This is a genomic window from Variovorax sp. (assembly GCF_035634955.1).
Taxonomy (GTDB): domain Bacteria; phylum Pseudomonadota; class Gammaproteobacteria; order Burkholderiales; family Burkholderiaceae_C; genus Variovorax.
Window position 1 is genome coordinate 204206 of record NZ_DASQBZ010000016.1, and the last position, 22705, is coordinate 226910.

Annotated in this window: 23 protein-coding genes; 7 read left to right on the plus strand and 16 right to left on the minus strand. The window is 69.9% G+C overall.

The window, feature by feature from the left end; all coding sequences use genetic code 11:
- Window positions 1-22 precede the first annotated feature (22 nt).
- On the plus strand, window positions 23-1255 hold the full coding sequence (locus tag VES41_RS08515) for a beta-ketoacyl-[acyl-carrier-protein] synthase family protein (RefSeq protein WP_324815505.1): 1233 nt from the start codon (window positions 23-25) through the stop codon (window positions 1253-1255).
- 151 nt (window positions 1256-1406) lie between these two features.
- Entirely contained in the window at window positions 1407-2135 is a 729-nt protein-coding gene (locus VES41_RS08520) for a DUF899 family protein (RefSeq protein ID WP_324815508.1), read from the plus strand.
- 36 nt (window positions 2136-2171) lie between these two features.
- Here VES41_RS08520 and VES41_RS08525 read toward each other — a convergent pair whose 3' ends face one another.
- The 6 genes from VES41_RS08525 to VES41_RS08550 form a co-directional block, all read right to left on the minus strand.
- A complete protein-coding gene (locus tag VES41_RS08525; protein ID WP_324815510.1) occupies window positions 2172-2705 on the minus strand; it encodes a hypothetical protein in 534 nt (177 codons plus the stop codon).
- Between the two features lie 133 nt (window positions 2706-2838).
- Complete coding sequence (locus tag VES41_RS08530) at window positions 2839-3672, minus strand: 2-keto-4-pentenoate hydratase (RefSeq protein WP_324815512.1); 834 nt, start codon at window positions 3670-3672, stop codon at window positions 2839-2841.
- Between the two features lie 35 nt (window positions 3673-3707).
- Window positions 3708-4943: an MFS transporter gene (locus VES41_RS08535; RefSeq protein WP_324815515.1), complete on the minus strand. Its 1236-nt coding sequence runs from the start codon at window positions 4941-4943 to the stop codon at window positions 3708-3710.
- Between the two features lie 36 nt (window positions 4944-4979).
- The gene (locus tag VES41_RS08540; RefSeq protein WP_324815518.1) at window positions 4980-5429 is read right to left on the minus strand and encodes a DNA-binding protein; all 450 of its coding nucleotides are present in this window, start codon (window positions 5427-5429) and stop codon (window positions 4980-4982) included.
- Complete coding sequence (locus tag VES41_RS08545; RefSeq protein ID WP_324815520.1) at window positions 5377-6006, minus strand: nucleotidyltransferase domain-containing protein; 630 nt, start codon at window positions 6004-6006, stop codon at window positions 5377-5379. The genes VES41_RS08540 and VES41_RS08545 overlap by 53 nt, the downstream gene beginning before the upstream one ends.
- Window positions 6007-6055: 49 nt before the next feature.
- Window positions 6056-6841 (minus strand): IclR family transcriptional regulator domain-containing protein, encoded by a 786-nt coding sequence (locus VES41_RS08550; protein WP_324815522.1) that lies wholly within the window; start codon window positions 6839-6841, stop codon window positions 6056-6058.
- A 118-nt stretch (window positions 6842-6959) separates the two neighbouring features.
- On the opposite strand from VES41_RS08550, the gene VES41_RS08555 reads away from it, so the two are divergent.
- From VES41_RS08555 to pcaF, 3 genes are read left to right on the plus strand one after another with little or no spacing between them, the layout of a single operon-like run.
- Window positions 6960-7661 (plus strand): 3-oxoacid CoA-transferase subunit A, encoded by a 702-nt coding sequence (locus VES41_RS08555; protein ID WP_324815524.1) that lies wholly within the window; start codon window positions 6960-6962, stop codon window positions 7659-7661.
- Window positions 7658-8305, plus strand: coding sequence for a 3-oxoacid CoA-transferase subunit B (locus tag VES41_RS08560; protein WP_324815527.1), 648 nt, complete (start codon window positions 7658-7660; stop codon window positions 8303-8305). The genes VES41_RS08555 and VES41_RS08560 overlap by 4 nt, the downstream gene beginning before the upstream one ends.
- Before the next feature lie 36 nt (window positions 8306-8341).
- Window positions 8342-9547, plus strand: a complete 1206-nt coding sequence (gene pcaF / locus VES41_RS08565) for a 3-oxoadipyl-CoA thiolase (RefSeq protein WP_324815530.1) — start codon at window positions 8342-8344, stop codon at window positions 9545-9547.
- 45 nt (window positions 9548-9592) lie between these two features.
- On the opposite strand, the gene VES41_RS08570 is transcribed toward pcaF, so the two are convergent.
- From VES41_RS08570 to VES41_RS08585, 4 genes are all read right to left on the minus strand, one after another.
- A complete protein-coding gene (locus VES41_RS08570) occupies window positions 9593-11050 on the minus strand; it encodes an amino acid permease (protein ID WP_324815532.1) in 1458 nt (485 codons plus the stop codon).
- A gap of 196 nt (window positions 11051-11246) precedes the next feature.
- Complete coding sequence (locus tag VES41_RS08575) at window positions 11247-12698, minus strand: amino acid permease (RefSeq protein WP_324815534.1); 1452 nt, start codon at window positions 12696-12698, stop codon at window positions 11247-11249.
- Window positions 12699-12751: 53 nt separating this feature from the next.
- Entirely contained in the window at window positions 12752-13726 is a 975-nt protein-coding gene (locus tag VES41_RS08580; RefSeq protein WP_324815537.1) for an ornithine cyclodeaminase family protein, read from the minus strand.
- A 2-nt stretch (window positions 13727-13728) separates the two neighbouring features.
- On the minus strand, window positions 13729-14340 hold the full coding sequence (locus VES41_RS08585) for a hypothetical protein (RefSeq protein ID WP_324815539.1): 612 nt from the start codon (window positions 14338-14340) through the stop codon (window positions 13729-13731).
- Between the two features lie 130 nt (window positions 14341-14470).
- On the opposite strand from VES41_RS08585, the gene VES41_RS08590 reads away from it, so the two are divergent.
- Both VES41_RS08590 and VES41_RS08595 read left to right on the plus strand, forming a co-directional pair.
- A complete protein-coding gene (locus tag VES41_RS08590; RefSeq protein WP_324815541.1) occupies window positions 14471-15238 on the plus strand; it encodes a sulfite exporter TauE/SafE family protein in 768 nt (255 codons plus the stop codon).
- Between the two features lie 26 nt (window positions 15239-15264).
- Entirely contained in the window at window positions 15265-16035 is a 771-nt protein-coding gene (locus VES41_RS08595) for an SDR family NAD(P)-dependent oxidoreductase (protein WP_324815544.1), read from the plus strand.
- A gap of 23 nt (window positions 16036-16058) precedes the next feature.
- Here VES41_RS08595 and VES41_RS08600 read toward each other — a convergent pair whose 3' ends face one another.
- From VES41_RS08600 to VES41_RS08625, 6 genes are all read right to left on the minus strand, one after another.
- The gene (locus VES41_RS08600) at window positions 16059-16676 is read right to left on the minus strand and encodes an SOS response-associated peptidase family protein (RefSeq protein WP_324815546.1); all 618 of its coding nucleotides are present in this window, start codon (window positions 16674-16676) and stop codon (window positions 16059-16061) included.
- Window positions 16677-16755: 79 nt separating this feature from the next.
- Window positions 16756-17265 (minus strand): MarR family winged helix-turn-helix transcriptional regulator, encoded by a 510-nt coding sequence (locus VES41_RS08605; RefSeq protein ID WP_324815548.1) that lies wholly within the window; start codon window positions 17263-17265, stop codon window positions 16756-16758.
- Window positions 17266-17300: 35 nt separating this feature from the next.
- Complete coding sequence (locus tag VES41_RS08610; protein WP_324815551.1) at window positions 17301-19061, minus strand: acyl-CoA dehydrogenase family protein; 1761 nt, start codon at window positions 19059-19061, stop codon at window positions 17301-17303.
- 1 nt (window position 19062) lies between these two features.
- Window positions 19063-19797, minus strand: a complete 735-nt coding sequence (locus VES41_RS08615; RefSeq protein WP_324815554.1) for an ABC transporter ATP-binding protein — start codon at window positions 19795-19797, stop codon at window positions 19063-19065.
- Window positions 19794-21635 carry a branched-chain amino acid ABC transporter ATP-binding protein/permease gene (locus VES41_RS08620; RefSeq protein WP_324815557.1) on the minus strand — a complete coding sequence of 614 codons (1842 nt, stop codon included), beginning with the start codon at window positions 21633-21635 and terminating at the stop codon, window positions 19794-19796. The genes VES41_RS08615 and VES41_RS08620 overlap by 4 nt, the downstream gene beginning before the upstream one ends.
- Before the next feature lie 2 nt (window positions 21636-21637).
- Window positions 21638-22678 (minus strand): branched-chain amino acid ABC transporter permease, encoded by a 1041-nt coding sequence (locus VES41_RS08625; protein ID WP_324815560.1) that lies wholly within the window; start codon window positions 22676-22678, stop codon window positions 21638-21640.
- Window positions 22679-22705: the final 27 nt, after the last annotated feature.

The window sequence follows — 22705 nt, forward strand, 5'->3', positions numbered from 1 at the left end:
CGGCAGAAGGCAGATCGGCAGGATGAGTGTGGATTCGACGACGGCGGTGGCAGTCACGGGGCTGGGACTGGTGGCCCCCCACGGAAGGCAGCCGCAGCAGGTTTTCGATGCCCTCGTGCGCGGCGAGTCCGCGCTCGGGCCGATCTTTCCGGAGCTGGCCCGCCCGGCCATCGGGGCAACGGTGGATTTCGACCCTGCCGAGTGGTTCACCCGGTTGCAGCTGGCCGGCGTCGACCGGGTCAGCCAGCTCGCCGTGGCCGCTGCCTCGATGGCATTGGACGATGCCGGTGCACCGCTCGACGACGCCTCGCTGGCGCGCGAGCGTGTCGGCATCTACGTGGGTTGCGGCATGGGCGGAGCGGCCGCACTCGAGACCGCCTATCGCATGGGCGCCAGCGGACGGGTGCCGCCGCTGACCGTGCCGGCCTTCATGCCCAACGCGCCGGCCGCGCACATCGCCATGCGTCACCGCATCACCGGGCCGGTGCTCAGCTATTCGGTGGCGTGCGCGTCATCTGCAGTGGCCATCGCAGAGGCGGCCAAGGCTGTTCGTTGTGGCGAGGTCGACCTGGCCATCGCCGGCGGCACCGAGTCGCTGATCGTGCCGGGCGTGGTGCAGGCCTGGCAGGCCATGCAGACCCTGGCCAGCGCCGAACCCGGGCAGGCGGCGACCGCGGTGCGCCCCTTCGGTGTCGATCGCAGCGGTTTCGCACTGGGCGAAGGTGCCGCCTTCCTCGTTCTCGAGCCGGCGCCGCGTGCCCGGGCGCGCGGCGCCTCCATGCATGCCCGGCTGGCCGGCTGGGGCATCAGCTGCGACGCCACCCACCTGACCAAGCCGGACGCCGAAGGCCAGGCGCGGGCATTGCGCGCCGCGCTGCGCATGTCGGCCCTGGCGCCGCGCGACGTCGGCTATTGCAACGCCCACGGCACCGCAACCCGGCTGGGCGATCCGATCGAATGCGAGGCGCTGGCGCGGGTCTGGGGCGACGACCTGCCGCAACTTCGCGTGAGTTCCACCAAGGCCCTGCACGGGCACCTGCTCGGTGCCGCCGGCGCGCTCGAAGCGCTGGTGACCGTGCTGGCGCTGCAGCAACGCCGGCTGCCGCCGAACATGCACGTCGGCCAGCAGGATCCGGCGTGCGCCGTTTCGCTGGTGTACCCCGACGCCACCGACGCGCCCGCGCTGGATGCGGCGGTCAGCGGCTCCTTCGCATTCGGCGGAACCAACGCAGCCCTGCTGTTCCAGCGCGCCTGACCGCCGCGCCATGGGCCGGCCGGCGGCTCTGCGGCTGCCTGTGCGTTCCGGCCCACGCGGGTCGTAGGACTTCTCCCGCAGACGCCCCGGCCCGGCGCATGCAACATGGCTCGGCCCCGCGTCTGGACGGGGTTAGCGACAGGAGCCGCGCATGACCCTTCCGCACGCCGACCCGGCGCCATTGCCCACATCGTTCGAGCTGGCCAGCCGCATGACGCGGCGCTTTCCGAACGAAAGCCCCGCCTACCGCGACGCACGGCTGGCGTTGCTGGCCGAGGAGATCGAGTTGCGCCGCCATGTCGAGCGTGTGGCGGCGCAGCGCCGTGCGCTGCCCGCCGGCGGCGAGGTGCCGCAGGACTATGTGTTCATGGGTCCGCAGGGCGCCGTGCTGATGTCCGAACTGTTCGGCATGCACGACACGCTGATCGTCTATCACTGGATGTTCGGCCCGCGCTCGGAGCGGCCATGTCCCATGTGCACGTCGCTGCTGTCGGCGCTCGATGGCGAAACCCCCGATCTGCTGCAGCGCACGGCCTTCGTCGTGGTGGCGCGCTCACCCTATGCGCGCCTGGCCAACTTCGCGATCGAACGCGGCTGGCGCAACCTGCCGCTGCTGTCGACCTTCGGCAGCACTTTCAACCAGGACTACGTGGGCGAGGAGCCGGAAGGCGACGACGTCGCCGGCCTGAACGTGTTCCGGCGCGAAGGCAACCTGATCCGCCACTTCTGGGGCGAGGAGATGGGCCAGGAGACCGCCGACAAGGGGCAGGACGCGCGCGGTGCGCCGGACCTCATGCCTCTTTGGACGCTGCTGGACAAGACGCCCCAGGGCCGTGGCCGGGACTGGCACCCCTCGCTCAGCTACGACGTCGCGCCCTAGCAGCCGCGCCCTCGGGCGGCGCGCATGCGCGCCGCGTCAGTCTTCCCATTTCGGCCGCTGCGGCAGACCGAATTCGTCCTCCGCCAGGGCGGCGCCTGCATGCCCGCCGCCCGCGGCGGTAGCAGCTTCGGCGCGAATGCGTTCGAGGCGGCGATGGTGCTCGCGCTCGAGCGCAAGCTTTTCCTCGTGCTGCGCGTTGGCACGCCGGCGCCGGGCGGCCACCCATGCGCCGATCAGGCCCGCCACCAGGCAAATCAGGAAATAGGCGGCCATGGCCAGGGCGGTGGAAATCCACGCCGGGCTGGCGCCGAGCCCGTAGAGCCACCACAGGCTGCCGCCCGCAACCAGCGCCGAAAGGACCGCCAGCGCGAAAGCGAGCCCGGTGCGTCCGTCTCGCACTGCCAGGCGCAGCACCATCGCCAGCCCGAGCAGGCTGGCCAGTCCGAACGCCAATGCCCGCACCTGGGTCATCTGACTGCCGTTCTGGCGCGCCAGTTCACCGATATCGAGGGCGGCTGCCACGCCGAAGATCACCCAGCCGAGCAGCCAGCCCACGGTTCGCGCCTCCACATTTCATTTCTCCCTGGGCCGTTGGCCCGTGTTGTTCGCGCGTGCATGCCTCGCGCCTCGCGTCGCATGGTCGGTGCGGCGGCAGCCCGTGTCAACAGCACCCACCATGAGCGAGCCCGACTTCTCGAAGCGGTCAGCTGAAGGTCACTTGCAGGCCTTGCAGCGGCGCGTCGAACTCCGAGCGCCACTGTTGGCCGGGCTGCACCGGCCAGGCGTCGGTCCAGGTGCCGGTGGTGACGATGTCGCCCGCCGCCAGTTCCGGTGCGCCGGGCAACTGCCCGATCTCCTGCACGAAGTGAAGCAGGGCATGCAGCGGGCCGTCGAGGACGTTGCGGCCGACGCCTTCGTCGACCTGGCGCGTGCCGTTCCACAGGCGCAGGCCCAGGCCGGCCAGCAGTTCGTCCAGCGCTTCGCCGGTGGCGGCCAGGTCGCGCACGGGAGTTGGTGGACCCACCAGCAGCCGACCGTGCAGGCCGCTGTCGGCGACCGTCTCGGCAGCGCTGAACTTCCAGTCCGCGCAATGCGACTGGACGACCTCGAAGCCTGCCGCCAGCCAGTCCACGCAGTCGAACACCTGCTCCAGCGTGGCGCTGCGCGGTGGCGTGGCGCGCAGGCCGAACACCACTTCGGGCTCCAGGCGCGGCTGGGCCAGCGCCTTCAGGTCCAGCGTGCCGTTGCCGCTGGCGTCTGCATGCGACACGGTGCTGTCCCACACCGTGCCCCAGATCGGCGCAAACACCGCGTAGCGTTCCCAGATCGTGCGATTGGTGAAGCCGATCTTGTAGCCCACCGGCCGCTCGCCGCGCGCGATGCGCAACTCGCGCACTGCGAGCGCCGCCTGGTAGGCGGTCGGCAGGTCTGGCCAGGCGGCATCGTTGCGCTCGGCGGGCCAGAGCGCGCCGGAGTCGAGATGGCGAAGCAGATCCTCCGGTGTCGGAGCGGGGTGGGCGGACGGGGTGCTGGTCATGCGCGCAGTCTAGGACGGCGCGTAGCGGCCCCTTGTCAGACGGCGGCGCGTGCGCGTACGAGCCGGCGTCGGCCGGCGCCCCAGCCACAGGCCGCCATGGCCAGCGACAGCAGCACGAGCAGCGGCGCCGAGGATTCGAAGCTGCCGGTCCAGCCGCGCAGCAAGCCGGCCAGCAGGGGGCCGCCGCACGCCAGGACATAGCCGCCGCCCTGCGCCATGGCTGACAGTTGCGCCGTGGTGCCGGCATCCGGCGAGCGCAGCACGATCAGCGTGAGCGCCAGCGCGAAAGCGCCGCCCTGGCCGCAGCCGAGCACCACCGCCCACAGCCAGCGGCCCGACAGCGGCGCGAAGATCAGTGCCAGCATCGACACGCAGATCAGCACCGCCAGGCTCACGCCGAACACGCGCTGGTCGCGGCAACGCGTCGCGATCGAGGGCGTGACGAGGCACGTCAGCAACTGCACCAGGATGGAGACCGCCACGACGTAGCCGGCCTGCGCGCCGTCGAGACCGCGCTCGCGCAGAAGCGGCGCCAGCCACCCGATCGCGATGTAGGCAAGCGCCGACTGCAGACCCATGAAGCCCAGCACCTGCCACGCCAGTGCGTCGCGCCACAGGCTCGAGGCGCGTGGCTGGGCGTGCGCCGGCAGCGGCCGCGCCGCCAGGGCGCGCGGCGCCCACAACAGCAGCACCAGGGCCGCGGGCAGCGCCCATGCGGCCAGCGTCAATGCCCATTGCCCGTGGAACACATGCCGTTCCAGCGGCACGGTGAAGGCAGTGGAGCTGGATGCGCCGGCGCAGACCGAGACGGTATAGAGCCCGGTCATCATGGCCGCATGCGTCGGAAAATCGCGCTTGACCAGCCCCGGCAGCAGCACGTTGCCGATGGCGATGCCGGCGCCTGCCACGGCGGTGGACGCGAACAGCACCGGCAAGTGGCCGGCGCCGCGCAGCAGGGTGCCGATGCAGATGAGCAGCAGCGCGCCCAGCAGCACCCGCTCAGGCCCGAAGCGCCGCGCCAGGGCCGGCGCCGGGATGGCGAACACGCCCAGGCACAGCAGCGGCAGCGTGGTCAGCAGGCTGGCGGCCGCCGGCCCCATGCCGGTGTCCTTCATTACCTCGGGCAGCAGCACCGAGATGCTGCCGAACACCGGCCGCAGATTGAAGGCGATGAGGATCAGGCTGGCGCCGAGCAGCCAGGAGGGGCGGGCGAGAGGCGCAGGCGGCGTGGGGATGGCCGCGCTGACGGGTGAAGAGGAAAGGGGAGGCATGGGACGTCGAATGGGTCGGCAATCTTGTTGAGTGACTCAACGCATCGTGAGCAGGTCGGGGCGATGGTCTCGAAGCCATGTGCCGGTTTGCTCCAGAAGGCGGGCAGCCTGTTCTATGCACGCGTCCAACGCAGGTGCTGAGACAGGATCGCCCTCGTAGTCACTCAAGTTGCGTTGACGACGCAGCGCATCGAGCACAATGATGTCGGCCTGCGCCAAGCCGATGGTCAACCCAAGACTCTGAATGGCAGTCTGATGGTGGCCGGGCTGACTGGTCGACGTGCGGTAGCCGCTCGCCCAGAGCCCCAGCATCGCGCATTGCATGATGCATTTATAGGCCGCGTCGAAACGGTTGTCGGCACTCACCTGCGCGAGGCGGGAGTCGGCCAGATTGCGGTGGGCAGCCTGCAGGAGCTTGGCGATGCCCGCCGCATCAGGCTGATGAGTTTGCAAGCGGCCGATCGCCTGCAAGTTCTGCAAGCTCATGCGCATCTCCCTTCACGAACAGTTTGGGTTGGGCCAGGACATTCCTGGCGAAGGCATCATCGCTTCGCACGCGCTCGGCAAATTGCGCCTTGGTGTGGAGCACCGGATTGATCTCGCGGCCCAGTGACGCCTGCAGCGGAAACAGCGCCTGCACCAATTCCACAAACCCGACGGAGCCCAGCACGAGCACATCTACGTCGCTTCCGGGTGATGGGCTGCCTCGCGCCATAGACCCGAACACCAGGGCCAGCTGCACGCCGTCACCCAATGGGCTCAGCGCATCACGAAGCGCCGGAACGACGCCATGGGTCTTGCGAAACAAAGCCGCCAGGTCAGCGAACAGCGGGTGTTCGGCGCTCGCTTGGTAGCGCACTTGGTTGCCCTGTTTGCCGCGTTTCAGCAACCCGGCCTGCGCCAGCTTGTCCAGCTCGCGCGCCAGCGTGCCAGCATGGCTGCCGGTCAGGCGCGCCAGTTCGCGCAGATGAAAACTCGCTTGTGGCTGCAGAAGCAGCACGGCCAACGCGCGCTGCCGTGCCGCCGGGAAAAGCAGATCCATCAAGCCTGATTCGTTGCTCATTTGGCGACGATTGTCGCTTCTAAGGCGACTATTTGCAAACGGCAGACATCTAGATCAGCCGCGAGATCTCGCGCCCCGCCGCCAGCAGCGCCGGCAGCATGCTTTCCTGCATGACCTTGGCGCTGGTCCGGTTCGCCTGGCCGCTGATGTTCAACGCCGCCACCATGCGCCCGGCTCGGTCGGTCACCGGTGCGGCGATGGAGATCAGGCCTTCCTCCAGTTCCTGGTTGACCAGGCACCAGCCCTGGCGCCGGGCCTGCTGCACCCTGGCCAGGATGGCCTGAGCATCGGTGAGCGTGTGGCGGGTGAATGCCTCGCGCTTCGACGCGGCCAGACGCGCGCACACTTCCTCGTCCGGCAGGTCGGCCAGCAGCAGCCGGCCCATCGAGGTGCACCAGGCCGGCAGGCGCGAGCCGACGCCGAGGTTGATGCGCATGATCTTGTGGGTGGGCACGCGCATGACGTAGACGATGTCGGTGGCGTCGAGCACGGCGGCCGAGCAGCTCTCCTGCACCTGGCTCACCAGCGACTCCATGACCGGCTCGGCGCGGTTCCAGATCGGCATGGACGAGAGATAGGCGAAGCCCAGGTCCAGGATGCGCGGCGTGAGCGAGAACACCTTGGCGTCCGCGCGCACGTAGCCGAGCGTCTGCAGCGTCAGCAGGATGCGGCGTGCGCCGGCGCGCGTCAGCCCGGTGGCGGCCGCCACCTCCGACAGCGTCTGGCGCGGCGCGCCAGCGTGGAAGGAGCGGATCACCTCCAGCCCCCGCGCGAAGGACTGGACGTAGGCATCCCCCGGTCGGGGTGTATCGCTGTGTGTCGTCTGGGTTGCCATGGCGGGAGTGAGTGTCTAGAATTCATTATACGAACACATGTTCGATATACGAACATTCTGCGGCGCCTCTGGCTGCAGGTTCCTGTTCCCACCTCCCTCATTTCGGAGACAGTTCCACATGATCGACAAGATCGCGTCCTCGATCGCCGAGGCCCTGGCCGACGTCCGCGACGGTTCCACCGTGCTCATCGGCGGCTTCGGCACCGCCGGCATTCCGGGCGAACTCATCGACGGCCTGATCGCGCAGGGCGCCAAGGACCTGACGGTGGTCAACAACAACGCCGGCAACGGCGACACCGGCCTGGCCGCGCTGCTCAAGGCCGGCCGCGTGCGCAAGATCATCTGCAGCTTTCCGCGCCAGGCAGACAGCTTCGTGTTCGACGAGCTCTACCGCAGCAAGAAGCTCGAGCTGGAACTGGTGCCCCAGGGCAACCTGGCCGAGCGCATCCGCGCCGCCGGCGCCGGCATCGGCGCCTTCTTCTGCCCGACCGGCTACGGCACCCAGCTGGCGGGCGATCGGGAAACGCGCGAGATCGGCGGCAAGCAGTACGTGCTTGAATTTCCCATCCACGGCGACGTGGCGCTGATCAAGGCCGAGCGCGGCGACCGCTGGGGCAACCTCACGTACCGCAAGGCGGCACGCAACTTCGGCCCGGTCATGGCCATGGCGTCGAAGAAGACCGTCGCCACCGTGCACGAGATCGCCGAACTCGGTACGCTCGACCCCGAGGCCATCGTGACCCCGGGCATCTTCGTGCATCAAGTCGTCAAGATCGACCGCGTGGCCACCCAGGCCGGCGGCTTCAAGAAAGCAGCATGACCATGGCCTACACACGCCGCACCAAGGACGAGCTCGCCAAGCGCGTCGCCCAGGACATTTTCGACGGCGCCGTCGTCAATCTCGGCATCGGCCAGCCGACGCTGGTCGCCAACCACCTGCCGGCTGGCCGCGAGGTCATCCTGCACAGCGAGAACGGCATCCTCGGCATGGGCCCCGCGCCCGCCGCCGGCGACGAAGACTTCGACCTCATCAACGCAGGCAAGCAGCCGGTCACGCTGCTGGCCGGCGGCGCCTACTTCCACCATGCCGACAGCTTCGCGATGATGCGCGGCGGGCATCTCGACATCTGCGTGCTCGGCGCCTTCCAGGTCTCTGCCACCGGCGATCTGGCCAACTGGCACACGGGCGAGGCGGACGCCATTCCCGCCGTCGGCGGCGCGATGGACCTGGCGATCGGCGCCAAGCAGACCTGGGTCATGATGGACCTGCTGACCAAGAAGGGCCAGAGCAAGCTGGTCGAGAAGTGCAGCTATCCGCTCACCGGCATCGGCTGCGTCAAGCGCGTCTACTCCGACCTGGCCACGCTCGAATGCACGCCGCAGGGCCTCAGGCTCATCGACCTGGTCGACGGGCTCGACCATGCCGAACTCGAGAAGCTGGTCGGCCTGCCGATCGCGGCCTGAACCTTCAACCCTCATCGATCCAACGGGAGACCCGACATGATCAACGAAGCCTTCATCTGCGACGGCGTGCGCACCCCCTTCGGCCGCTACGCCGGCGCCCTGTCGAGCGTGCGCACCGACGATCTCGGCGCGGTGCCGCTCAAGGCGCTGATGGAACGCAATGCCAAGGTCGACTGGCTGGCCGTTGCCGACGTGCTGTACGGCTGCGCCAACCAGGCCGGCGAGGACAACCGCAACGTCGCGCGCATGTCCGCGTTGCTGGCGGGCCTGCCGGTGGAGGTGCCCGGCGCCACGATCAACCGCCTGTGCGGCTCCGGGCTGGACGCGGTCGGCTCGGCGGCACGCGCGATCAAGGCGGGCGAGGCCGGCCTGATGATCGCCGGCGGCGTCGAAAGTATGAGCCGCGCGCCTTTCGTCATGCCCAAGGCCGAAAGCGCCTTCTCGCGCAACAACGCCGTCTACGACACCACCATCGGCTGGCGCTTCGTCAACAAGCTGATGAAGGCGCAGTACGGCATCGACTCCATGCCCGAGACGGCCGAGAACGTCGCGACCGACTACAAGATCGAGCGCGAGGCGCAGGACCGCATGGCGCTGGCGTCGCAGCAGAAGGCCGTGGCGGCGCAGAAGAGCGGCTTCTTCGACGCCGAGATCGTGCCGGTCACGATCCCGCAGAAAAAGGGCGACCCGCTGGTCGTGAACAAGGACGAGCATCCGCGCGACACCAGCCTCGAGTCGCTGGCCAGGCTCAAGGGCGTGGTGCGGCCCGACGGAACGGTGACGGCCGGCAACGCCAGCGGCGTCAATGACGGCGCGGTGGCGATGCTGCTGGCGAGCGAGGCGGCCGCCGCCGCGCATGGCCTGACGCCGCGCGCCCGCGTGGTCGGCATGGCTACTGCCGGCGTGCCGCCGCGCGTGATGGGCATCGGCCCGGCGCCGGCCACCCAGAAGGTGCTGGCCCTGACCGGGCTCAAGATCGAGCAGATCGACGTGATCGAGCTGAACGAGGCGTTCGCCGCGCAAGGGCTGGCGGTGCTGCGCCAGCTCGGCCTGAAGGACGACGACGCTCGCGTCAACATCAACGGTGGCGCCATCGCGCTGGGCCATCCGCTCGGCGCCAGCGGCGCGCGCCTGGCGCTCACCGCGGTCAACCAGTTGCACAAGCAGAAGGGCCGCTACGCGCTGTGCACCATGTGCATCGGCGTCGGGCAGGGCATCGCGGTCATCCTCGAGCGGGTCTGACGCAGCCGCCCTGCCGGGCCGCACGCGCGGGCGGCCCGATGCGGGTCAGCCCCGCGGCAGGCGGCGGCCGAGCACCGAATGATGCCGGCCGTACATGAAGTAGATCGCCATGCCGATGGCCAGCCAGATCACCAGGCGCAGCCATGTGTCCAGCGGCAGGCCGCCCATGAGCAGCAGGCACAGGCCGATGCCGATCGCCGGGACGACGGGCACGCCCGGAACCCGGAACGGGCGCGGCACGTGCGGCTCGGTCCGGCGCAGGTGGATCACCGCGCCGCACACCAGCGTGAACGCGAACAGCGTGCCGATGCTGACCATCTCTCCCAGGAGGTGGATCGGGAACAGGCCGGCGATCAAGGCCACCACGATGCCGATCGAGATCTGGCTGAGATAGGGCGTGCCGGTGCGCGGATGCACCTTCGAGAACATGGCCGGCAGCAGTCCGTCGCGCGAGACGGTGAAGAAGATGCGGCTCTGCGCGTACAGGAGCACCAGGATCACCGTGGTCAGGCCCGCCAGCGCGCCGAACTTGATCAGCAGCGAGAGCCACGGCTTGCCGATGACGTCCACGCCCAGTGCGATGGGGTCGGGCACGTTCAGCAGCGTGTAGGGCACCAGGCCGGTCAGCACGGCGGCCACCGCCACGTACAGCAGCGTGCACAGCAGCAGCGACCCGAGAATGCCCAGCGGCATGTCGCGCTGCGGGTTGCGGGCTTCCTGTGCGGCGGTGGATACCGCGTCGAAACCGATGAAGGCGAAGAACACCACCGAGGCCGCGCGCAGCACGCCCGAGGCCCCGAACTGCCCGAACTCGCCGGTGTTCTCCGGTATGAACGGCACCCAGTTGTCGGCATTGACCGCAGCCACGCCGAAGCCGACGAAGGCGATCACCACGACCAGCTTGACCAGCACGATCAGGTTGTTGAACCGCGCCGACTCCTTCGTGCCCGCCACCAGCATGGCGGTCAGCGCAAGCACGATGGCAGCGGCCGGAAGGTTGAACAGCGCCTGGATCGTGCTGCCGTCGGCCAGTTGCACCGCGCCCGGTGAATGGATGAGCTCCGGCGGGAGTTCCACGCCGAACTGGCGCAACAGGCTGACCAGGTAGCCCGACCAGCCGACCGCCACCGTGGCGGCGCCCATCGCGTATTCGAGCACCAGGTCCCATCCGATGATCCAGGCCGCGAGCTCGCCCAGCGTGGCATAGGTGTAGGTGTAGGTGCTGCCACTGGCCGGGATGAGCGCGGCCAGTTCGGCATAGCAAAGGCCCACGACGGCGCACACAAGTCCCGCCAGCATGAAAGAGAGCATCACGCCGGGCCCGGCGTGCCGGGCGGCCGCCGTGCCCGTGAGCACGAAGATGCCGGCCCCGATGACGGCGCCCACGCCGATGGCGATGATGCTGATGGCGCCGAGCGACCGGGTGAGCTGGTGCCCGCCCCCTTCGCTGCCGGCCACGATGTCGGCCACGCTCTTGCGTGCCCGGTATTGGCTCCCTGACATTTCTTCTCCCTGAATATTTTTTATCTGCGCGCCGCGGACGGTTCGGCGATCTCCGATCGAGCCCCTTGCGCGCGGCGCGACCCTAGCACAGGGTTCGCGCCGAACGGCGCGTCTGCCAGGGCAGCGAGGGCGGCAGGCTGCAACTTCTGCACGCTCGGCCGAAAGCGCTGGACGCGCCGGCCTTCAGCGCACGGCGTCAATGGCTGCGGTGGCGCAGTCGCGAGTGGTGCCGTCCGTATCCGAAGTAGATCGCCAGGCCGACGGCCAGCCAGACCACCAGACGCAGCCAGGTGTCCCACGGCAGGCCCACCATCAGCAGCGCGCACATCGCGATGCCCGCCAGCGGTACCCAGGGCATGCACGGGGTGCGAAAGGGGCGCGCCAGGGTGGGCTCGACGCGGCGCAGGTGCAGCACGGCGGCGCACACCAGCGAAAAGGCGAACAGCGTGCCGATGCTGACCATCTCGCCCAGAAGGTGGATCGGCACGAGCCCGGCGAACAGCGCCACCACGGCGCCCACGCAGAGCTGGCTCACGTGCGGCGTCTTCAGGCGCGGATGTACCCGCGAGAACAGGGGCGGCAGCAGGCCGTCGCGCGCGATGGTGTAGAAGATGCGGCTCTGCCCGTACAGCAGCACGAGGATTACGGTCGTCAGGCCGAGCAGTGCGCCCAGCTTGACGCACAGCGACAGCCATTGCTGGCCGATCACGTCGATGCCCAGCGCGATCGGATCGGGCACGTTGAGCCGCTGGTAGGGCACCAGGCCGGTCAGCACGGCTGCCACGGCCACGTACAGCACGGTGCAGATCACCAGCGACGCCAGGATGCCCAGCGGCATGTCCCGTTGCGGCCGGTGCGCCTCCTGCGCGGCGGTCGACACCGCGTCGAAGCCGATGTAGGCGAAGAACACCACCGAGGCCCCGCGCAGCACGCCGCTCCATCCGAACTCGCCGAAGGCGCCCGCGTTCGGTGGGACGAAGGGCTCCCAGTTGGCGCGGTTGACGTAGGCCAGCCCGAAGCCGATGAAGGCCACCACCACCAGCAGCTTGACCAGCACCATCAGGTTGTTGATGCGCGTCGATTCCCGGGTACCCAGCACCAGCAGCAGCGTGAGCGCCAGCACGACCAGGGCCGCCGGCAGGTTGAACAGCGTCTGCAGCACGCGGCCGTCGGCCAGTTGCAGCGTGCCGGGCGAATGCGCGAACTCGGGCGGGATGTGCAGGCCGAAGTGCCCCAGCAGGCTGACCAGGTAGCCCGACCAGCCGACCGCCACGGCCGCCGCGCCCATGGCGTACTCGAGCACCAGGTCCCATCCGATGATCCAGGCCGCGAGTTCGCCCAGCGTCGCGTAGGTGTAGGTGTAGGTGCTTCCGCTGGCCGGGATCACCGCCGCGAGTTCGGCGTAGCACAGCGCCACGAACGCGCATGCCAGCCCCGCGAGCACGAAGGACAGCATCACCGCCGGGCCCGCGTAGCGTGCGGCCGCGGTGCCGGTCAGCACGAAGATGCCGGCGCCGATGATGGCGCCCACGCCGATGGCGGTGATGCTGAACGCGCCCAGGGTCCGGGTGAGCTGATGTCCGCCGCTCTGGCCGTGGGCCACGATGTCGGCCACGCTCGGACGTGCCATGAGGCGGGACTTGGCCATCGAGTCTCCTTTGCGGGCCGGCAGGCGGCAACGAGGAGACGGCAGTGTGCCATTCAGCCGGCGTGCGGTGGACCTGTCCGGTGTGATTGGCCGTCGGCGTGCCGCCACACCAGCGTGGCCGCCGCCAGGTCTTCGAGCGCGCTGCCCACCGCCTTGAAGACCGTGCGTTCGCCCGCGCCGCGGCGTCCCTGGCGCTCGCCGCCGCAAAGCTGGGCCAGCGTGCCCTGCAGCTGCCCGGCGTCGAAGGTACCGGCGGCCATGGCGTCGAGCAGGTCGCCGGACTTCTGCAGGGCCTCCTCGGTGTCCACGAACACCCGCGCCGGGCGCGCCAGGCAACCCGGCGCCGCCTCGCGCATGGCCGGCGTGAAGCTGCCGATCAGGTCGAGGTGGCTGCCATCGGCGAGCCAGCCCGCCTGCACCAGCGACTTGCCCGACAGCGTGGCGCAGCTGACGATGTCGGCCTGGCGCACGGCCGCTTCCAGGTCGGGCGCCGCCTGCGCGTCGATGCCTTGCGCGCGCCACTGGGCTGCCAGCGTCCGTGCGCCTTCCGGCCGATGGTTCCACACCTGCACCTGGTCGATCGGCCGCACGCTGGCGAATGCCGCCGGCAGCAGCCTCGCCACGCGCCCGGTGCCCAGCACCAGCAGCCGGCGTGCGTCCGGCCGTGCCAGGAACGAGGCGCCGAGCGCGGCGGCGGCGGCGGTGCGGCGGGCGGTGATCTCGTTGCCGTCGATCGACGCGAGCGGCACGCCGGTGGTGGCGTCGTACAGCACGTAGGTGGCATGCAGGCCCGGCAGGCCGCGCACGCCGTTGCCGGGAAAGATGTTGATGGTCTTGATGCCCAGGAAACCGGCGTCGCTCCAGGCCGGCATGATCAGCACCGTGCCCGTCGCCTGGCCGGCATGCGCGACGGTGTGCACGTGGCGCGGCGGCACGCTGGCCGGCGCGGCGAAGGCATCGCGCAGTGCCGGCACCAGCCGCACGAAAGGCAGCGCAGCGGCCGCGGTGGCAGCGTCGAGGTGCAGCATGCTCAGCGGCGCCCGGTCAGGGCCAGGTAGTCCGCCCGGGTGCGCGGGGAGACCGAGGCCAGCACCTGGGCGTGCGGCGTCTTGTGGCGCGCCAGCAGTCGGGCCGAGGCCACGGCCCATCCCCGGCAGTACCAATGGCAGGTGTGCTGCATCAGCAGCAGCTCGGCGCTGAGCGCATAGGCCTGCGCCTTGGCGTCCGGGGTGTCCTCGCGCCGGACCATGGCCTCGATGCCGCTGGCGTGGATGGCGAACGCGCGGCGCACGTCGAACAGCAGCCGCCCCGGCAGCAACGGCTGGGCAAAGGGAATCCACAACGCCAGCTTGCTGACCTGGGCCAGCGGCGCCGGCATGGCCTGCACGTCGGCGGCGAAGCGGGCGAACTGCCCCGACAGCGATTGCTCGACGCCGTCGAGCATGCCGCGGATCTGCGCGCGCCGCTCGGCGTCGTCCTCGCCCAGCCAGCGCAGGTAGCCGTCGAGCAGCCGCTCCATCTGCTGCTCGATCTGGTAGGGCGCGAGGTAGCTGCCGAGCAGGGACACGCGCTGCTGCTGTTCGCGGCGCTTGAAGAACTGCAGCACGATGACCAATGCCAGTGCGAGAAAAAGAATGTCCATGGGCGAAGGAAAGGGGAGCGGGGCGCCGCCGCGACCGCGGCAGGCAAGGGCGAAGTGTAGAGACCGCCCGCCGGCATGCGTTGGCGAGCCGGGAGACAATGGCGCGCCCTTCATCCCGCTTCGCCCCATCTTGCTTGCCGGCCTGCCCCTTCACACCGATCCCTGGTTCTACGCCGTGGCCATTCCCGCCGTCCTGCTGCTGGGCATCAGCAAGAGCGGCTTCGGTGCCGGATTCGGCTCGCTCGCGGTGCCGCTGATGGCGCTGGCGGTGCCGGTGCCGGACGCCGCCGCGATCCTCATGCCGCTACTGCTCGTCATGGACCTGCTGGGGCTGGCCGCCTTCCGCCGCGATGTGAACCTGGCGCTCTTCAGGTTCCTGGTGCCGTTCGGCCTGCTCGGTACCGTCGTGGGCACGTTGCTGTTCCGCGCGCTGTCGGGGTCGACGGTGGCCGGCATCGTGGGCGTGTTCACGCTGCTTTTCCTGGCGCAGCGCGTGCTGTTGCCGCCCCGGCCGGACTCGGCGCCGCCGCGGCGCGGCATCGGCGCGGCGCTGACGGTCACCTCCGGCTTCACCAGCTTCATCTCGCACGCGGGCGGTCCGCCGCTCAATGCGTACCTGATTCCGCTGCGCCTGACGCCGCTGGCATTCACCGCCACCACCGCCTACTTCTTCTTCGTCGTCAATCTCAGCAAGTGGATTCCCTATGCCTGGCTGGGCCTGATCGACTGGCGCAACATGGCGACCTCGCTGGCGCTGCTGCCGCTGGCGCCGGTGGGCGTCTGGCTGGGCGTGCGCATCGCGCGGCGGATCGACGCCAAACTGTTCTACCGCGCCATCTACCTGGGCATGCTGCTGACCGGCATCAAGCTGGTGTGGGATGGCTTCTTTCACGGCTGATGTCTTCTCGCTTCAAGGACCGACACATGACGACCGATGCTCCTTCTCACCTGTTCATCCTCACCGGCGCGTCGCGCGGCATGGGCCGCGCCATGGCCGAACAATTGCTCGCCCAGCCTGCGCACAGCCTGCTGTGCATCTCGCGCCGCCAGGATCCGGCGCTCGAGCAGGCGCCGCACGGCGCTGGCAGCCAGGTGGTGCAATGGGCGCACGACCTGTCCGACGCCGCGTCGGCGGCCCAGCGCCTGGCGTCCTGGCTCGACGCCATGGACTCGACCCGCATCGCCAGCGCCACGCTGCTCAACAACGCTGGCGTGATCGCGCGGCCGGCGCCGCTGGACGAAGCATCGGCCGCCGACGTTTCCCATGCCCTGCGCGTCGGCCTCGAGGCGCCGATGCTGCTCTGCGCCGCCTTTTTGCGCGCCACACGTCAGTGGCAGGTGGCGCGGCGCGTGCTCAACATCTCGTCGGGGCTGGGGCGCAATGCCATGGCCAGCCAGGCGCCGTACTGCGCCGCCAAGGCCGGCATGGACCACTTCTCGCGCGCGGTGGCTCTCGAAGAGGCCGGTCGCGCGAACGGCGCGCGCATCTGCTCGCTGGCGCCGGGGGTGATCGACACCGACATGCAGGCCGAACTGCGCGGCGGCGACCCGGCGCTGTTCCCGGACCGCGAACGCTTCGCGCAACTGCATGCCAAGGGCCAGCTCACGTCGCCTGCGGACGCGGCGGCGCGCGTGCTGGCCTACCTGGCGCGCGCCGATTTCGGTGACAGGCCGGTGGCCGACGTCAGGGACTGACGCGACGGGCATGCCCGCCGCAGTCAGGCGCGTTCGACTTCCTGGGTGACGAGGTCGGAGCGCTGGGCGTACGGCCGCAGGTACGCGGAGGTTTCTTCCACCGGGCAGCTCAGCCAGTCTTCGAGCCAGGCGTCCTGCAGCAGCGCGGCCTGCCGGCGCTCGCTGCCGTCGAGCCGGATGGTCAGCAGGGCGAAGCTTTCGACGCATTCCTCCTGCGGCGAGCGCCAGCCGTTCCACAGGCCGGCGATGGCCAGCGGGCGGCCATCCGCGCGGCGGTGGCACAGCAGCCGGTCGGGCGCGCCGGTGTCCTCGAACAGGGCGTCGGCCAGCACCACGCAGCGATGTCCGCGTTTCCACGGCTGATGGAAATTGCGCTCCGACGAGGCGGTCTCGGCGCGTGCCTCGAACAGCGGGTCGGCGCCGTCCTGCGAAAACAGGGGAATCAGGCCCCAGCGGCCGCTCACCACCTCGAACGGCGCCGGGGGCCGGAGGCTGCCGGGATGGTCCGCGCGCGGCCGACGGACGAAGACGCCGCGCTCGCCAGGGCGGATCCGCTGCCCGGAAGCAGTCGGCATGAATTCGATGCCAAAGCCCCGCGCGTACGCAGTCGCATCGCCGGCGCACAGGTAGTGATGGATCATCCCGTCACTGTAGAAATGCAGTGCCCGCCGGGTCAATGGACATGTGTGGCATCGCGGCGATGCGGCGCGAACTAATTCGCTAAAGATACAGTTTTTGAAGAAGCTGAATCAATGTTTCGCGCTCTCTGGCGCCGAGGCGAGCGCTCGCATCGAGTTCGGCTTGCGTCACCGCGCGCTCGGCATCGGCAGTCAGGCGCTCGCCGGCCGGCGTGAGGTACAGGCCCACGGCGCGCCCGTCCCGGGGGTGGGGACGCCGCTCGATCAATCCCCGGCTGTCGAGCGTCGCCACCAGGTTCACCAGGTTGGGCGGCAGGATGTCCAGCGTGGCGCAAAGCTGGCGCGAGGTGGCGCCCGGGTTGTGGGCCAGCAGCGACAGCACGGAGAAGTCGACCTGCTTGAGGCCGTAGGGCGCCATGCGCTCGGAAAACACGGTGCTGATCTGCGACCAGGCGCGCCTGGCGTTGTAGCCGACCAGGGTTTCGAGGAAGCCGCTGTCGAGCCGATCGCTGCGAGAGGCGGCTTTGGCGGCCGAGGCAGCCGGCTTCCTGTCCGCTGGGCCGGGGGCGTGGGGGCGCGTGTTGCGCGTCATCTTCCTGGGTTCGGGCATGTCGTCTTGCACGGCGGTCAACGTGGCAGGTTCGTTGCTGGACGGGGCGCGGCGGCAGGCTGCCGGACGTTGTCGCAGGCGCGCTTGACCAGGCCCAGGCGAAGGTCGAATTCGGGCAGTACCCAGCGGTGGAACGCGCGCGCCGGCGCGGCCCAGCGTGCGTCGCCGGGCGGGGCCGTGCGTTCGATGCGCGCCCAGGCCCACGCCAGCAGGGTGAGCATTGCCACGCGCAGGAAGTCGTCGGCCACCTCGTAGGGCAGTTGCGGGTCGGCCTGGCTCGCCATGGCCACCGCGGTGGCGAGATAGCGCAGCTGGGCCATGCGCCGCTGCACGTCGGCCTCGTTGTCGCGCGAGGCATCGAGCTCGTCGCGCAGCGCCAGCAGGCAGGCGGCGAAGCCCGCACCGGCATCGGGCAGCACCTTGCGCACCAGCAGGTCGATCGCCTGGATCTCGTTGGTGCCTTCGTAGATCATGGTGACCCGCGCGTCGCGCAGCACCTGTTCGATGCCCCATTCGCGGATGTAGCCGTGCCCGCCGAATACCTGCATGCACTCGCTGGCGCCGTCGAAGGCCTGGCGGGTGCAGGCCGACTTGAGGATGGGCGTGACGAAGCCGCACCAGCGCTGGGCCTGTTCGCGGGACTTGTCGTCGCCGGCATGCCGGGCGGCGTCGAGTTGCCAGGCGGTGCGGTAGGCAAGCAGGCGCGCGCCGTCGATCCAGGCACGCTGGGTGTCGAGGATGCGCCGCATCGCCGGATGCTCGACGATCAGGTCGGCCGCGTCCTGCGGGCCGCGCGATGCGGGCCGCACCGGCGCACGCATCTGCCGGCGCTCGCGCGCATAGGCATCGGCCTTCTGCCAGGCGGCGTCGAGCAGGCCGATGCCCTGCATCGCGACATGCAGGCGGGCCGAGTTCATCATCACGAACATGGCGCCCAGGCCCTGGCCGGGTTCCCCCACGAGCCAGCCGGTGGCGTCGTCGAAGCGCATGGCGCAGGTGGGGCTGCCGTGCAGGCCCATCTTCTCCTCGATGCGGGTGCAGTGCACCGCGTTGCGGCTGCCGTCGGGCAATTGCCTGGGCACTAGCGCGAGCGACAGGCCCTTGGGACCAGCCGGCGCGTCGGGCAGGCGCACCAGCACCAGGTGCACGATGTTGTCGGTCAGGTCATGCTCGCCGCCGGAGATGAAGATCTTCTCGCCCGCGACGCGCAGGCTGCCATCGGGCTGCGGTGTGGCGCGGGTGCGCGCCAGGCCGAGGTCGGAGCCCGCCTGCGGCTCGGTCAGGCACATGGTGGCGAGCCAGCGGCCGCTGGCGATCTCGGGCAAGTAGCGCGTGCGCAGCGTGTCGCTGCCGTGCCGCTTGAGGCATTCGTAAGCGCCATGCAGCAGGCCGGGCGCCATGGTGAAGCCATGATTGGCGGCCGCCAGCCATTCGTACAGAGATGCCTCCAGCACCGCGGGCAGTCCCTGGCCGCCGTCTTCCGGCGCGGCGGCCAGGGCCGGCCAGCCGGCCTCGACGAAGGCGCGGTAGGCCGCCGCGAAGCCTGGCGGCGTCTGCACCGAGCCGTCCGCAGGGTCGAAGCGGCATCCGATCTCGTCGCCGGCACGGTTGAGCGGTGCGATCACCTGGCCGACGAAGCGGCCGGCCTGCTCCAGCACCTGCGTCATCAGGTCGGCGTCGACATCGGAAAACGGGGCGAGCGCCTGCAGCGACTGCGGCAGGCCGAGCACGTCCTGCTGCAGGAAGCGCAGTTCGTCGGGATGCGGTTGGTAGTCCATTTCAGTGGCCGCGCGCCGCGCCGAGGTAGGTGTCGATCACGCGTGCATCGCCGGCCAGTTCGCGCGCCGGACCTTGCAGGCTGATGTCGCCCATTTCCAGCACGTAGCCATGGTCGGCCACCTCCAGCGCGGCGCGGGCGTTCTGTTCCACCAGCAGGATGGTCACGCCGGTGGCGCGCAGCTGGTCGACGGTGCGGAAGATCTCCTGCACCACCAGCGGCGCCAGCCCCAGGCTGGGTTCGTCGAGCATCAGCAGGCGCGGCCGGGCCATCAGCGCGCGGCCGACCGCCAGCATCTGGCGCTCGCCGCCCGAGAGGGTTCCGGCCAGTTGCGTGCGGCGCTCGAGCAGGCGCGGGAACAGCTGGTAGACGGTGTCGATCTGCGCGCGCCAGTCGCGACGGCGCAGGCGCACCTGGCGGAAGGCGCCCAGCACCAGGTTGTCCTCCACCGTCATCGTGCCGAACAGTTCGCGCTTCTCCGGCACCAGGGCGATGCCCAGCATCACGCGCTCCTCCAGCGTCATGCCGCCGATGGGGCGGCCGTCGAAAGCGATGTGGCCGCGCGCGGGCAGCACGCCCATCAGCGCGTTCAGGAAGGTGGACTTGCCGGCGCCGTTCGGCCCGATCACGGTGATGACGCTGCCTTCGGGCGCGTCGAGCGCGATGCCGTGGAGCACTTCGGCCCGGCCGTAGCCGGCGTGCAGATCGCGAATGGAAAGGAGGGAAGTCGTGGTCAATGTTCTGTTCCCAGGTAGGCGGCGCGGACCTTCTCGCTGCGCTGCACTTCGGCCGGGGTGCCTTCCATCAGGTGCGTGCCGAACTCCATCACGACGATGTGGTCGCATACGTCCATCACGAGTCCCATGTCGTGCTCCACCAGCAGGATGCCCATGCCCTCGGCGCGCAGGCCGCGCAGGACGTCGGCCAGGGCCTGCTTCTCCTTGTGGCGCAGGCCGGCGGCGGGCTCGTCCAGCAGCAGCAGCGCCGGGTCGGCCGCCAGTGCGCGGGCAATCTCGAGCAGGCGCTGCTGCCCCATGGCCAGGTTGCCCGCCTGCTCGTGCAGCAGGTCGCCCAGGCCGACGCGCACGAGCTGGCGCTCGGCCTCGCGCAGCAGTTGCCGCTCCTCGGCGCGGTCGGTGCGCAGCATCGCCGCCAGCGGGCCGCGCCGGCCGCGCAGGTGCGCGCCCAGGGCAGCGTTCTCGAGCACGGTCATCTCGGGCACCAGCTTGACGTGCTGGAAGGTGCGCGACAGGCCCAGGCGGGTGATGCGCCGCGAGGGCAGGCCGTCGATGCGCTGGCCGCGGAAATGCACGGCACCCCCGCTGGCACGCAGTACCCCGGTGACAAGGTTGAAGGTGGTGGACTTGCCGGCCCCGTTCGGGCCGATCAGGCCGACGATCTGGCCGGCCCGCGTCTGGAAGCTGATGTCGTTGACGGCGACCAGGCCGCCGAAGGTCTTGCGCACGGCCTGCACGTCGAGCAGCACGTCGCCGCCCGCCGGCTTGGCGCGCAGCGGCAGCGGCGCGGCGTCCTGCCAGTCGACCTTGCGCGGCGCGCGCGGCAGCCGCCTGTCGACGAAGGACCAGAGGCCGTCCGGCAGGTACTTGAGCACCAGCACCAGCAGGATGCCGAAGACGATCACCTCGTAGCTGCCGGCCGTGCCGATCAGCTTGGGCAGCAGCACCTGCAGCTGGTCTTCCAGCACCTTGACCACGCCGGCGCCGGCAACGGCGCCCCAGACGTAGGCGGCGCCGCCGAGCACCGCCATGAAGAGGTACTCGATGCCCATCTTCAGGCCGAAGGGCGATGGATTGACCGTGCGCTGGAAGTGCGCGAACAGCCAGCCCGAGACCGACGCCAGCATGGCGGCGAGCACGAAGATGCCGATCTTGTGGCGCAGCGTGTCGATGCCCATCGCCTCGGCCATCTGCGGGCCGCGCGCCAGCGCGCGGATGGCGCGGCCGGAGCGCGAGTCCAGCAGGCGCAGCAGCGCGAAGGACGCCGCCAGCACGAACAGCCAGACCAGCCCGTAGAAGATGCGGCGCTGGCCGATCTCGAAACCCAACAGGGACAGCCCCTCCACGCCGAGAATGCCGTCGTACTTGCCCAGCGCATCCAGGTTGCCCATGAGGTAGTAGAGCGAAAGCGCCCAGGCGATGGTCGCCAGCGGCAGGAAGTGCCCCGACATGCGCAGCGTGATGGCGCCGATGACCAGCGCGCTGACGCCGGTGATGGCCAGCCCCACCAGCAGCGTCAGCCAGGGCGACATGCCCGTGTGCACGGTCAGCCAAGCCGTGGTGTACGCGCCGATGCCGACGAACGCCGCCTGCCCGAAGGAGGTCAGCCCCGCCACGCCGGTCAGCAGGACCAGCCCAAGCACCGGCAACGTGTACAGGCCAATGTAGTTGAGCTGGATGATCCAGAACTCAGGCAGCGGCAGGAAGGGCAGGGCGGCCAGCACGGCGACCAGGGCCAGCGGGCCATAGCGACGGATGGCGCTGCCCTTGTCGGCGCCGGCCGGTGAGGCGTGCGCGATGGCGTCGGCAGCCAGCGCGCGGGAGTCGTGGGTGGGCATGCTCAATGCTCCTCGTCGGAATGGCCGGAGGCGAGCGAACGCCACAGCAGCACCGGCAGGATGATGGTGAAGACGATCACCTCCTTGAAGGCGCTGGCCCAGAACGAGCCGAAGGCCTCGATCACGCCGACCGACAGCGCGCCGATCAGCGCGCCGGGGTAGCTGGCGAGCCCGGCGATCACCGCCGCGACGAAGCCCTTGAGGCCGATGAGGAAGCCCGAGTCGTAGAACACGGTCGTGGTCGGGCCGATCAGCAGGCCCGACAGCGCGCCGATCAGCGCGGCCAGCGCGAAGGTGAGCTGGCCGGCGCCCTGGGTCGAGATGCCCATCAGGCGTGCGCCGAGCCGGTTGACGGCCGTGGCCCGAAGCGCCTTGCCGTACAACGAGCGTTCGAAGAACAGCCACAGCACCACGATCAGCAGCGCCGACATGCCGAAGATCACCAGCGCCTGGCCGCTGACGTTGAGCGGGCCGAGCGGCATGCGCACGTCCCAGAACGGCGGATTGCGAAAGCCCTCGGCACCGAAGAACAGCAGGCCCAGGCCGGTCATGGCGAAATGCACGCCGACCGAGACGATCAGCAGGACCAGCGTGCTCGCGCCGGCCAGCGACTGATAGGCAACGCGGTAGACGAGCGGCCCGAAGGCCGTGACGATGCACACCGTCAGCAGCGCCTGAACCAGCATTGGAAAGCCCTGCGGCGCGGCCCAGACCGAGATGCCCGCCACCAGTGCCGGCGGCACGAAGGTGCGAAGGGCGGCCACCAGCGCCGGGGCGAAGCGGCCGCGATGGCGCCATACGCTGGCCAGTTCCATCAACGCCGCCACCGCGGCGAGGATCAGCAGCAGCCAGACCGTTCCGGGCACCTGCCCGGTCTGGAAGATGGCAAGCGTGAGCGCGCCGTAGGCGACGAACTCGCCCTGCGGAATGAAGATGACGCGGGTCACGGTGAACACCAGCACGATGCACATGCCCAGCAGGGCATAGATCGCCCCGTTGGTGAGCCCGTCCAGCATCAGGATGCTGGCAATCGAAAAGTCCATGGTGGGCGACGAGAAGAGTGCGTCGGA